Origin of the sequence: Nostoc sp. (assembly GCF_036919815.1) — a bacterium.
In the GTDB taxonomy this organism is placed as follows: Bacteria; Cyanobacteriota; Cyanobacteriia; order Cyanobacteriales; family Nostocaceae; genus Nostoc.
Genome location: NZ_JBALCE010000005.1, coordinates 108,156 through 120,604, shown reverse-complemented (window position 1 = coordinate 120,604; position 12,449 = coordinate 108,156). Strand labels below are relative to the sequence as shown.

Genomic DNA, 12,449 nt, shown 5'->3' with positions numbered 1-12,449 from the left:
TAATTATGGTGAAGATTGTTGGCATTGGTGGTAGTTTAAGACCAGGCTCCTATACCCAGCTTGCTTTGCAAGTAGCAGTGCAAAGGGTTGAAGCTGTGGGTGCAGAGGTAGAAATTCTGGATTTACGGCAGTTGCAGCTACCGTTTTGCACTGGCGCAAAGGAGTATCCAGAGTATCCAGATGTTCAGAGATTGCAAGATACAGTCAGTCGCGCCGATGGATTAATTTTAGCGACACCTGAGTATCATGGTGGCGTTAGTGGTGTCCTGAAAAATGCTCTGGATTTGATGAGTTTTGATCAACTGGCGGATAAAGTCACAGGACTAATCAGCGTATTGGGTGGTCAGTCTAATAGCAACGCCCTAAATGACCTACGGCTAATTCTCCGTTGGGTACATGGTTGGGTGATTCCCGAACAAATTGCGATCGGACAAGCTTGGGGTGCGTTCAGTCCTGAAGGTAAGCTTTTAGATGAGAAACTCTCTCAAAGGTTTGATCAATTTGCTCAGAGTTTAGTTGATAATACTCGCAAGCTGCGGGGCGTAAATTAGTTATAGGGTGGGCAAAGCTTTGCCTACCCTACTCAGATCAACTAATGGTGGTGATGGTGGTGATGGTGATCTCCAGCTACTTGAGAATTAACTGCCAATGATTGGTCTGACAACAGCTGTGCAATATGAGCATCAGCCCATTGCGCTACCATCGCCAAAAATTCTGGATGGTCGTTAACGCAAGCCATCTGCACGTAGTTCGTACCAGGATGCTGTTTTTCTAAAGTATGGATGATATGGTGTACATCCAATAAAGTTTCGTGGTTTTCTGTAGCAAAGCCAATAGGCATAAATATTACTACTTTCGCACCCAATTGAATCAGATTATTTGCCGCTTGCTCTGCATTTGGCTGTGTCCAATCAATTAAAGGTGTATCGTGATTTAGCCAACCCACTGAGATTAAGGGATAGCGGTTAATCAACTTATCCCGAACCAAATCATACATCGCTTCACTTTCGGCAATCCCAGAAGTAAATCCTTTGGCTTTATGAGGACAACCGTGGTTCATTAACACAATGCCGATTTGAGAAGGTAAATAAGCTGCGGCTAAATCAGCAATTTTCTCCTCAACCAGATGAGCCATCAAATCGATGTAGGCTGGTTCATTAAAGAAAGAAGGAATATAGCGCTGTCCTTTAACCCAGTGTTCTTCACCATCAGTTAATTCAACCAGAGCATTGTTAACTTGCTCGATCGCAATCCCACTGGTAAAGATAGAATCAACAACTAGCAGTGGGTAGATTAGCAGCTTATCGAAGCCTTGGTTTTTGATTTCTGCCAGGACTTGATTGGGTAGGAAAGGGGCGCAGAAGTTGAAAGCCTTGAAAACTTGGACATTATCGCCCCATTTTTCTTGTAAATTCTTCTCAATCCCAGCACGCTGCTGTTCAAAGATGGCATTGTGTGGGGAGATAAAATCGTGGTGTGTGTGTCCCCACTCGTGGCGGTCAAATAGCGCCAAAAGTTTTGCCAAGGGGGGATAAATCCAGGTTGGCACTGGTGCAAATTTTGCTGTCAGAAGATTTAAAGCCTGTTCGTTATAGTTGGCGAAATCTTCGTAGCTTTCGACTTCGCCGTAGCCCATGAGCAATACGGCTACACGGTCTTTACCTGATAGATGCTCGTGGGTGTGTTGTACTTTTTCCGGCGTGGCAACCACAATCAGTTCCTCTATATAAATAACCAAAGTGCAGATAGATATGAAGTTAGGGAATAGTTGAACATCCCCCTTACTAGTAACATATTATCCCATCCAGGGGGATAGGATAGGTGGAAAAATGAAAATAATAGATCAAAAGAGGTACTGTGATTATTACTGCGTACTGGGCACCTCTTTTCTAGTTAGGTGAGTTTTTGTTGTATGTCAGCAAACTGATGATGCCGGAATGGGTTGTCTGCGATCGCATTTTGAATACTTAAGAGGATGAAAATTAAACTAACTAGAGCAATTTTCCAGACTTGCTCCAACTCGATTCTAGAAATCTATACCCTCGACCTCTTGATTGATCATAGTGAGGACAGATGCTTAGAGCGTCTCCAATCACTTTATAATTAGTTAAAGAACTGCATCTTAAGTAATATGAAACTACCTCAGATCCTCGCTACAACAGTCGTAGCAATCGCCTTTGGATACGTCGGCTCTCAATATTTGAGTAGAAATATTATGTATATCATCGGCGGTGCAATGGCTGGACTGGGTGCAGTGGCGTATGTTACTCCGTCCAAATCTAAAGAAAAATTAGAACCCGAATTTCGAGAACAGTCAACATCTACACAACTGAAAAAATGAGTTGTAAGCGCTCAAACTCATGCCGAAATCTTTCTAGTAAGTTAAATTATTACTGATTGTAAAAGCTGCTAATACGATAGACGGATGAGTATAATTATTTGCCCTGGAATTCATCAGCCAGATTTAACTGAAAGTTTTAGAGTAGAATTGTTAGATTTAATTTCTCATAGCTCAGTCAGTCAAAAGCCAGCTAATATACTGGTTTATCCGGGTCAGGATTTTTTGGTTTTATCAGCATTTCACATTTTGCAATTTTTGCGCGTTAGTGTAGCTCACCGCAGGTATCGCAACTCCCTTCAGCTAAAATCACCAATTATATTCATTAGCTTTAGTGCTGGCGTGGTCGGGGCAATAGGAGCAGCATATTTGTGGCAACTCTTCGGTGGTCATGTGAAAGCGTTTATTGCTATAGATGGATGGGGAGTACCACTACAGGGTAATTTCCCGATTCATCGGATGAGCCATGATTATTTCACTAATTGGAGTTCCTGTTTGCTAGGTAGTGGGCAAGATAACTTTTATGCACAGCCAGCAGTTGATCATTTGTCAATGTGGAAATCCCCCCAAACTGTACAAGGCTGCTGGGTAGATTCGTCTATTGGGATTTTTCCACCCAAAGGTCGTCTGACAGCAGCCGAGTTTTTGCTTATGCTGTTAAAGCGCTATGAAGCAAATTAATCCGGACAATAGAGTTAGGAGTTAGGAGTTAGGAGAGACGCGATTAATCGCGTCTGTACAAGAGTTAGGAGGAGAGACGCGATTAATCGCGTCTGTTATTTTCCCCAATGCCCAATACTTCTCTACGAGAGGCTACGCCAACGACTTCGCTCAGTACAAGTGCCCAATGCCCCATCTACCCAAAGAAAGTATTTAATGTTTCCAACTGAACCTACTGCTGTTAATAAAGGGTTTGGCGCACTGCTAAAAAACCGTGGTTTTATGCTCCTGTGGATTGGGCAAGTGTTGTCCCAGTTAGCTGATAAGGTCTTCTTCGTTTTGCTGATTGCTCTGTTGGAGAACTACCCACCGCTTCCGGGGTTGGCACAAAACTCCATGTACTCAACTTTGATGCTGTCCTTTACAATACCAGCAATTTTGTTCGGCTCTGCTGGTGGTATCTTTGTTGACCGCTTGCCAAAAAAGCTGATTCTGGTTGGCTCAGATGCCGTGCGGGGAATATTAACGCTATGTCTGCCCTTGTTACCCCGACAGTTCCTGATTCTGTTAATTCTGACTTTTGCTATTTCCACGGTGACGCAGTTTTTTGCACCAGCTGAACAAGCAGCGATTCCTTTGTTGGTGAAGCGAGAGAATTTGTTGGCAGCGAATGCACTGTTTACCAGTACGATGATGGGAGCTTTAATTGTTGGCTTTGCGATCGGAGAGCCGATTTTAAGTCTGGCGAAAAGCTTGATGGGAGAAGAATACGGTCAAGAGCTTGTGGTAGGTGGATTATACATATTATCGGGTGTTCTCATCCAGCCGATTAAATTTAAAGAACCCAAACGACCGAAGGAAAATCGGGCATCAAATAACCCTTGGGCTGAATTCACGGAGAGTCTGCGCTATCTCAAGAAAAACCCTTTGATTTTGAACGCCATGCTGCAACTGACAACTTTATATTGTGTGTTTGCAGCCTTAACAGTGCTGACAATTCGATTAGCCGCAGAGTTTGGTCTCAAAGAAAAACAGTTTGGCTTTTTCTTAGCAGCAGCAGGGGTGGGTATGGTATTTGGTGCAGCGATTTTAGGACACTGGGGTGAGAAATTTCATCACAAGCCCCTACCTTTAATTGGATTTTTGATGATTGCACTAGTTTTAGGAGTGTTCACTTTTACACATAACTTGTTGCTGGCGCTAGGACTCTGTGCATTTTTGGGTATAGGTGCTGCCTTAATTGGTGTGCCCATGCAAACTTTGATTCAACAGCAAACACCACCTACCATGCACGGTAAAGTATTTGGCTTTCAAAATCATGCTGTTAACATCGCTCTGGCGTTACCTTTAGCGATTACTGGGCCATTAACTGATGCTCTGGGCTTGCGATTTGTACTTGTCGGAATGAGTATTGTTGTCGTCGTTGTCGGGGTTTGGGCTTGGAAAAATACCCGCAAAGTCTTGCAAGACGTAATTTAATTAATGTAAGCTAATAGTCTAGATTTATATTTAATATAAAAAATTCTCAGATTTTGATTGAACTTTTCAATTAAAATGAAATACTAACTACAGAAATCAGCATTGATTTTAGCTATAGTCTGAGGTTTGACCGTGCCATCGCTTTCCCCAATTAGTCTCCTAGAAACCGAGAATCACAAACAGTCTCGTACTTCTAGCCCACCAGTCCTACCCAAACGTGCATCTGGCGGTTTTGCTCTGCTTGACAGCCTTCATCGCCACGGCGTTGATTATATTTTTGGTTATCCTGGTGGGGCAATTCTCCCAATTTACGACGACCTGTATAAGGTGCAAGCAACTGGTGCTATGAAGCACATTCTCGTCAGACACGAACAAGGCGCAGCCCATGCTGCTGATGGTTACGCCCGTGCAACTGGCAAGGTAGGAGTATGCTTTGGCACTTCTGGACCAGGAGCAACTAACTTGGTGACAGGCATCGCCACAGCTTACATGGATTCGATCCCAATGGTTGTGGTTACAGGGCAAGTAGCACGTCCGTCGATTGGTACAGATGCCTTTCAGGAAACTGATATTTACGGCATTACCCTACCGATTGTGAAGCACTCCTATGTAGTGCGTGACCCTAAAGATATGGCGCGAATTGTCGCCGAAGCCTTTCACATCGCTAGCACTGGGCGTCCGGGGCCAGTTTTGATTGATGTCCCCAAAGATGTAGCTTTAGAAGAATTTGACTATGTACCTGTGAAACCAGGTTCAGTGAAGTTACGCGGTTATCGTCCTACGGTAAAGGGAAATCCTCGGCAAATTAATGCCGCGATCCAGTTAATTACTGAAAGTCGCCGTCCGCTATTATATGTCGGTGGTGGTGCGATCGCAGCTGGTGCCCATGCAGAAGTAAAAGAACTAGCTGAATTATTCAATATCCCTGTCACCACAACCTTAATGGGGATCGGTGCATTTGACGAACATCATCCCCTAGCTTTGGGAATGTTGGGGATGCACGGCACTGCTTACGCTAACTTTGCAGTTAGTGATTGTGACTTGCTGATTTGCGTTGGCGCTAGATTTGACGATCGCGTTACAGGCAAGTTAGACGAATTCGCCTCCCGCGCCAAAGTAATTCACATCGACATCGATCCCGCAGAAGTTGGCAAAAACCGCGTTCCTGAAGTGCCCATCGTCGGCGATGTGCGGAACGTGTTAGTAGACTTGTTGCGTCGATGCCAAGAAACAGGCGTCAAGGCTACACCGAATCAAAACCAAGAGTGGTTAAATTTAGTTAACCGTTGGCGCGAAGAGTATCCTCTAATAGTGCCGCACCATGCCGACAGCATTTCACCCCAAGAAGTGATTGTAGAAGTCAGTCGCCAAGCACCCCACGCTTTTTACACGACAGATGTCGGACAACATCAAATGTGGGCAGCACAATTTCTGAAGAATGGCCCAAGGCGCTGGATTTCTAGTGCTGGTTTGGGAACGATGGGTTTTGGCTTACCTGCGGCAATGGGCGCGAAAGTGGCGTTTCCTGATGAAGAAGTCATCTGTATTAGCGGTGATGCCAGTTTCCAAATGTGTTTACAGGAGCTTGGTACACTAGCACAGTATGGGATAAATGTCAAGACATTAATTATCAATAATGGCTGGCAAGGGATGGTGCGCCAGTGGCAGCAAGCCTTCTATGGTGAGCGTTACTCATGCTCAAACATGGAAGTAGGGATGCCAGACGTAGAGTTATTAGCAAAAGCCTATGGGATTAAGGGCATGGTAATCAGCGATCGCAGTGAATTGAAAGATGCGATCGCCGAAATGCTGGCACATAACGGCCCGGTAATCGTGAATGTCCACGTCACCAGAGACGAAAACTGCTATCCAATGGTAATCCCTGGCAAGAGCAACGCTCAAATGGTCGGCTTGCAGAAGCAACCGCCGAAAGCCGCAGTAGAAGCAGTTTATTGTAGCCACTGTAGCGCCAAAAATGCTCCTACTCACAATTTTTGCGCTGAGTGTGGGACTAAGTTGTAACGCTTTTTGATAATTCTGAATGCCCAAAAACTCCATCCCAAGAGTGGGTGGAGTTTTTCATTTTCCAGCTCGATTTTTTGTTTGAGAATAAGTGCAATCAGCAATAGCGATCGCCAAAATAACAATTGCGTTGGCGTAGCCCAACCTAGGCATCGCCAAATCAATAAATGCGACTGGCGAAATAACAAACGCGTAGGCATCGCTAAAATAGCAAATTGCGATCGCCAAATCAATAAATGCGAACTCCAAATCAATAAATGCGATCGCTAAATCAACATTAGAAAGGGAAAACTAGAACATCTAATTCCCTCCCCTTATAAAGGGGAGGGTTAGGGTGGGGTAACTTCCCTCAACTTACAAATAACTTCCCTAATCTTATCCACCACACCATCAATATCTTGATAAACTTCTTGATTCGTAAATCTCAAAATCCTCGTACCTTTTGATTCCAAAAATGCTTGGCGATCGCGATCATATTCTGGAATTCCATCTTGATAGTGACTATCACCATCAATTTCTATGGCAAGTTTCAATTCCGAAGAATAAAAATCCACTACAAATCTGTCAATACTGTATTGTCTGCGAAATTTACAGCTTTCAATTTGTTGATTTCTAAGTTTTGCCCAAACTATTTTTTCAGATGGGGGCATATTGTTTCTAAGAGTTTGCCGTTTTTGCTTTTCTGAGGTTTGGTTATAGAGTTTTGTCATCAGCGTTTTCATATTCCTGGACTGTGCTTATTATTCCCTGGTTTACCCCCCTTAATCCCCCCTTATAAAGGGGGTAAATAGGAAATCTAGTTCCCTCACCTTGTAAAGGTGAGGGTTAGGGTGGGGTAAAATCCAGATTTATCAGCTATTTCAGACTTGTGTATACACCGCAGCTTGAAAAGGAGGGAAATTGGAAAATCTATCTAGTTCCCTCACCTTTACAAGGGGAGGGTTAGGGTGGGGTAATTCAATAACTTGCGTGTACACCGTAAGAGGAAGACGAGGAGGACGAGGAGGACGAGGAAGACGAGGAAGATGAGGAAGAGGAAGAAGAGGAAAAAGAGGAAAAACAAAAAGTAAAAGGAAAGCGTTAATTTCCTCCCATCGAACTAACGTTAAAAAAATGCCACACCAAGGTATTATCATCAAGTAGTTTTAAGAACTATCTGATGAACAGAAAAATTTCTCTTGGCTTGATGCTGCTGTTTGTGGGTACTCAAATTAGTGTTACCCAGTCAGCAGCTAAAGCACAAACCCCAGTTGCACCAACAACTACCACAAAATCAATTTGCTCTACGCAACTGGGAACAGCTATAGATGCTGTAATCAATCGTCCCTTATTCAGTCGGGGGCGCTGGGGAATTTTGGTACAACCCCTGTCAACCGGGCAAACTCTTTACAGTCGGGATGCTCAGAAATATTTTACCCCCGCGTCTAACCTGAAGTTGCTGACAACAGCAGCTGCATTGCAGCAGTTGGGTGCTAATTTTCGGATTCGCACCTCAATTTATCAGAATGGCAATGGTGTTTTACGTGTTGTCGGTAGAGGAGATCCCAGCTTAAGTGATACTCAATTGCAAAAATTGGCACAGCAGCTAAAACAGAAAGGTATTACTCAAATTCAGCGATTGATAGCTGATGATAGTTATATTCAAGGAGATATTGTTAACCCTACCTGGCAATGGGAAGATGTGCAGTCAGACTATGGCGCACCAGTCAGTAGCTTTATTCTGAATCAAAATATTTTTAGCTTAAAACTTGTACCCCAGGCTGTAGGTAAATCTTTACAAGTGCTGTGGATTGATGCTGGCGAAACGAAACAATGGCGGATAATTAATCAGTCAGTAACCGTTGCCCAAAATCAACCAATCTACGTCAACGTTACCCGCGAATTATCAGGAACAGTATTACGAATTCAAGGACAACTGACAACGAATTCTGAACCTTCTTTAATAGATTTGCCTGTAGTTGACCCTAATTATTACTTCTTACGGCGCTTTCGTACTGCTTTGGCAACAGAAAAAATTACCTTGGGGCAAACATTAGTAGTCACTGGTGGTGTTAATCAAAAGGAAATAGCATTTGTAGAGTCGCCACCTTTATCTGAATTATTAATGGAAACTCTTCAGAATAGTAATAATCTTTATGCTGAAGCACTTCTGAGAGCATTAGCTGTGAAAAAACTCAGAGTGAAAAATCAGACTAGCGCTGATGTCGGTTTGGAAGTTGTCAAAGCAAGTTTAACTCAATTGGGAGTTGATCCAGCAAATTATGTTTTAGTGGATGGTTCGGGTTTATCACGTCGTGACTTAGTAACACCAGAAGCTTTTGTACAAACTTTGCGAGGAATAGCAAGAACACCAACAGGATATGTGTATCGCGCATCTTTACCAGTGGCGGGTAAAAGTGGAACCTTGAAAGGCCGCTTTGAAAACACACCTGCTGAGGGCATTGTCCAAGCAAAAACAGGTACGTTAACGGGTGTGGTTTCTCTATCTGGATATATGAATGCACCTAAATATGAGCCGTTGGTTTTTAGTATTATCGTCAATCAATCGGAGCAACCTGCAACAGATGTGCGGCAGGCTATTGATGAAATTGTTGTGTTGTTGACACAGTTGCAGCATTGTTAATTTTATATTAAACAACAGGTTGACTAATTCGCAGTCCCATAATTACTAAATCGCATTCAACGCTATCAATTTCGCCAACTTTAGGTAAATGTCCCCAGTGTTGAAAACCAAATGTTTCAAAAAGTTTTAAACTGGGTTGATTGTGGGCAAAAATAAAGCATAGTAGGGTCTTTAAACCCAAACTAGAACTTTCGCTAATTGCTTGTGCTAATAGTTGTCGTCCCAAACCACACCGATGAAAGTGAGGGGCTATATAAATACTAATTTCGGCAGTCGTACTATAGGCGGGTCGCCCATAAAAGGATTGGAAACTAAGCCATCCAGCAATTACTCCCTCTACTTCGATTACCCAAATTGGGCGTTGTGAAGGCGATCGCTCTTTAAACCAACAAAGGCGACTTTCCAAAGATACTGGCTCTAAATCAGCAGTTGCCATGCGGCTAGGAATTGCAGCATTATAAATTGCCACAATTGCAGGTAAGTCAGTTTCTGTCGCATGGCGAATAGTCATTGCTGGCGTCTCGGAGAAAATCTTGAGAAAATATTCAAAAATAATACAGCGTTACGGAAGCCGTAACACTATCTCAGCAGAATAGTTTTGGCTCCCCGTCGCGCCGCTTGGATAACAGCCGCAGTGACTCCGGTTCCTTTGCCGACAACTAAGATATCAACTGTGTATGTCTGATGAACCATCCCTTAACCTCACTGGAGTGTCCCCATATTTTCTCCAGTTAGGTTAAATCAAGCAAGAGAACTTGTTTGGAAGCGGGGGTGAAGCGGTGGAGGGATGCTATGTTATTGGTCTAACAGATTTTAGTTTTAGTGATGACAATTTACCTAGAATCCCCTGAAGTTACTCTTTATCAAGGAGATTGCTTAAATGTGTTGCGATCGCTCCCTGATGATTCAGTCAACCTCATACTCACAGATCCACCCTACCATACTACCAAAAAAGCTAATATCACTGGCGATAGGGACTTTAAAACCGACAAAAGTTACCTTGACTGGTTAGACACTATAGCAGAGCAATGGCAACGTGTCTTAGCCTCGACATTTATCCTCAATTTTTGCCTTGCATTCTTCAGGATTTTACTTTACATCCAATTTTCGTTTGTTGCGTTTGTGTAATACAATCAAAACAAAATACCAAGCTAACCCTGTTTATGAATACCTTCCTATCTAATCAAAATCTGCCTATTGATTCGAGTCTGATTACAGAAGCCGAAGCTGAAGCTATTAAGCAATTTGAACACATACTCAATCAGGAAAATAGTCAACTGAAATTAGCAGCAGCAAACGGCGAAGAAATGACTATTCCTGATTCTGTATGTCTTGTATTACGTCAAGTAGTGCAGGCAATGGCATCAGGTAAAAATGTATCTATAGTTACACATAATCCAGAGTTAACAACACAACAAGCGGCTGATTTGTTGAATGTGTCACGTCCCTATCTGATTAAATTATTAGAGCAGGGTGAGCTTCCTTACATTATGGTAGGAACTCATAGACGGGTGAAATTTGAGCATTTAATCAAATATAAACAGCAAAGGGATACTAAACGTGGACAATTGTTACAGGAACTAATAGAAATGAGTCAAGAAGCTGGACTTTATGATTATGAAGAATAATTAAAATAGTCAAATTACTATGCCTAATGTAATCTTAGATGCTTGTGTTTTGTTTCCAATGTACCTACGAGATACCTTACTTTCTACAGTTGAGGCTGGTTTGTATGTACATTATTGGTCACAAAAAATCTTAGATGAAGCAATAGGAAATCTGATCAATAAAGGATATATGTCAAATGAGGGAGCGAGAAATTTAGAAACGGTCATGAAAGCAGCTTTTCCCGAAGCGATGATTGAAGTACCTATAAAACTGGAAGAATTAATGACAAATCATCATAAAGATCGTCATGTTCTTGCTGCTGCTGTAGTTGCTAAAGCGGAGATTATTGTTACCAGAAATATTAAAGACTTTCAGGATCAAGATCTAAACTATTGGAATATAAGAACACAGTCACCAGATGATTTTCTTTGTGATCTATTTGAACAATATCCTAAAATAATGGTTCAAATCTTACTGATACAATCTCAAAACTATAAAAGAAATCCTCGGACTGTTGTCGAATTACTAGATAAGCTGAGTAACCAGATACCAAAATTTTCCGAAAAAATCCGCACTTTCATCACCTAACCTGAACCACTAAATGTTACATCTATAACATTGAGCGGGAAAAACCAACGTGAAAGCACAGGTATTTAGAGGCGTTAATCAACTGTCTTACGAAGATATCCCAGTTCCAACTCTGGAACCAGATGAAGTGCTGGTACAGGTGCGGGTTGTGGGGTTGTGTCAGTCAGATATTAAAAAAATTCGTTATCCACTGTATGAACCGCCGCGCATTTTTGGACATGAAACTGCCGGCACGATCGCAGCATTAGGCAATGATGTTAAAGGTTGGCAAGTTGGACAACGAGTAGCAGTGATGCACCACATCCCCTGTATGCGTTGCGCCTACTGCCTAAATGATAATTTCTCCATGTGCGATGTCTACAAAAACATCTCCACTACCGCAGGCTTTAACGCTAGTGGCGGCGGTTTTGCCGATTATGTCAAGGTTCCGGGACATATTGTAGAAAATGGTGGGTTAATTCCCATCCCCGATCGCATCAGTTTTGAAGAAGCGAGTTTTGTCGAACCAACTAACTGCTGCTTAAAAGCTGTGAAAAAAGCCCAAATTGCCCCAGGACAAACTGTATTAGTTACTGGTGCTGGGCCAATTGGGTTAATGTTCATGATGTTGGTGAAGTATTTTGGAGCAAAAGCGATCGCTACCGATTTACTGCCCTCTAGAATTGAAAAAGCCTTGAGTGTCGGTGCAGAGGCGGCTTTTGATGCGCGTGACGCCGATTTAACCGCCAAAATCCATGCCCTAACTGGTGGACTGGGTGTTGATGTTACCCTGCTGGCTGTTCCGAGTGAGAAAGCTTTCTTTCAAGCACTTGATTGTACCCGCAAAGGTGGCAAAATCTTGTTTTTCGCCGAATTCCCTGATGAAGTGGAACTTGCCATCAACCCTAATATTCTCTACCGTCGGGAAATTGACTTGATCGGCAGTTATAGCTCATCTTATCGGCTTCAGAATCTATCAGCTGACATTGTATTTAATCAGAGGATAGACGTGAAAGCGTTGATTAGCGATCGCTATCCATTAAAAGATTTATCAGCAGCTGTGGAAGTTGCGATCGCACCCACACCGGATACTTATAAAATCTTAATTTATCCATAAAAGAAGATCAGGGGGACGAGGAAGCACTTTTTCTC

At 42.7% G+C, this 12,449-nt stretch carries 14 protein-coding genes; 11 read left to right on the top strand and 3 right to left on the bottom strand.

Going from position 1 to position 12,449, the window contains the following annotated elements; translation table 11 throughout:
• The first annotated feature begins 5 nt into the window (after window positions 1-5).
• A complete protein-coding gene (locus V7K15_RS01405; protein ID WP_334902351.1) occupies window positions 6-551 on the top strand; it encodes an NADPH-dependent FMN reductase in 546 nt (181 codons plus the stop codon).
• 41 nt (window positions 552-592) lie between these two features.
• On the opposite strand, the gene V7K15_RS01400 is transcribed toward V7K15_RS01405, so the two are convergent.
• Entirely contained in the window at window positions 593-1,711 is a 1,119-nt protein-coding gene (locus tag V7K15_RS01400) for a ferrochelatase (protein WP_334902388.1), read from the bottom strand.
• A gap of 420 nt (window positions 1,712-2,131) precedes the next feature.
• Between V7K15_RS01400 and V7K15_RS01395 the strand changes: the two genes are divergently transcribed.
• The 5 genes from V7K15_RS01395 (at window position 2,132) to V7K15_RS01375 (ending at window position 6,769) form a co-directional block, all read left to right on the top strand.
• A complete protein-coding gene (locus V7K15_RS01395; RefSeq protein WP_334902349.1) occupies window positions 2,132-2,341 on the top strand; it encodes a hypothetical protein in 210 nt (69 codons plus the stop codon).
• Between the two features lie 84 nt (window positions 2,342-2,425).
• Window positions 2,426-3,019, top strand: a complete 594-nt coding sequence (locus tag V7K15_RS01390; protein ID WP_334902347.1) for a hypothetical protein — start codon at window positions 2,426-2,428, stop codon at window positions 3,017-3,019.
• Window positions 3,020-3,214: 195 nt separating this feature from the next.
• On the top strand, window positions 3,215-4,477 hold the full coding sequence (locus tag V7K15_RS01385) for an MFS transporter (protein ID WP_334902345.1): 1,263 nt from the start codon (window positions 3,215-3,217) through the stop codon (window positions 4,475-4,477).
• A 126-nt stretch (window positions 4,478-4,603) separates the two neighbouring features.
• Window positions 4,604-6,499, top strand: a complete 1,896-nt coding sequence (ilvB, locus tag V7K15_RS01380) for a biosynthetic-type acetolactate synthase large subunit (RefSeq protein WP_334902343.1) — start codon at window positions 4,604-4,606, stop codon at window positions 6,497-6,499.
• 81 nt (window positions 6,500-6,580) lie between these two features.
• Entirely contained in the window at window positions 6,581-6,769 is a 189-nt protein-coding gene (locus V7K15_RS01375; protein ID WP_334902341.1) for a hypothetical protein, read from the top strand.
• A gap of 59 nt (window positions 6,770-6,828) precedes the next feature.
• On the opposite strand, the gene V7K15_RS01370 is transcribed toward V7K15_RS01375, so the two are convergent.
• The gene (locus tag V7K15_RS01370; RefSeq protein WP_334902339.1) at window positions 6,829-7,209 is read right to left on the bottom strand and encodes an endonuclease domain-containing protein; all 381 of its coding nucleotides are present in this window, start codon (window positions 7,207-7,209) and stop codon (window positions 6,829-6,831) included.
• A 449-nt stretch (window positions 7,210-7,658) separates the two neighbouring features.
• On the opposite strand from V7K15_RS01370, the gene dacB reads away from it, so the two are divergent.
• Window positions 7,659-9,122 carry a D-alanyl-D-alanine carboxypeptidase/D-alanyl-D-alanine endopeptidase gene (dacB, locus tag V7K15_RS01365; RefSeq protein WP_334902337.1) on the top strand — a complete coding sequence of 488 codons (1,464 nt, stop codon included), beginning with the start codon at window positions 7,659-7,661 and terminating at the stop codon, window positions 9,120-9,122.
• Between the two features lie 7 nt (window positions 9,123-9,129).
• Here the strand turns inward: dacB and V7K15_RS01360 are convergent, their stop codons facing one another.
• Entirely contained in the window at window positions 9,130-9,633 is a 504-nt protein-coding gene (locus V7K15_RS01360) for a GNAT family N-acetyltransferase (RefSeq protein ID WP_334902335.1), read from the bottom strand.
• Between the two features lie 314 nt (window positions 9,634-9,947).
• Here V7K15_RS01360 and V7K15_RS01355 point away from each other — a divergent pair, with 314 nt between their 5' ends.
• From V7K15_RS01355 to V7K15_RS01340, 4 genes are read left to right on the top strand one after another with little or no spacing between them, the layout of a single operon-like run.
• Window positions 9,948-10,250 (top strand): DNA methyltransferase, encoded by a 303-nt coding sequence (locus V7K15_RS01355; RefSeq protein WP_334902333.1) that lies wholly within the window; start codon window positions 9,948-9,950, stop codon window positions 10,248-10,250.
• A 35-nt stretch (window positions 10,251-10,285) separates the two neighbouring features.
• Window positions 10,286-10,750 carry a helix-turn-helix domain-containing protein gene (locus V7K15_RS01350; RefSeq protein WP_334902331.1) on the top strand — a complete coding sequence of 155 codons (465 nt, stop codon included), beginning with the start codon at window positions 10,286-10,288 and terminating at the stop codon, window positions 10,748-10,750.
• A 19-nt stretch (window positions 10,751-10,769) separates the two neighbouring features.
• On the top strand, window positions 10,770-11,318 hold the full coding sequence (locus tag V7K15_RS01345; RefSeq protein WP_334902329.1) for a PIN domain-containing protein: 549 nt from the start codon (window positions 10,770-10,772) through the stop codon (window positions 11,316-11,318).
• 49 nt (window positions 11,319-11,367) lie between these two features.
• A complete protein-coding gene (locus V7K15_RS01340) occupies window positions 11,368-12,414 on the top strand; it encodes a zinc-dependent dehydrogenase (protein ID WP_334902327.1) in 1,047 nt (348 codons plus the stop codon).
• Window positions 12,415-12,449: the final 35 nt, after the last annotated feature.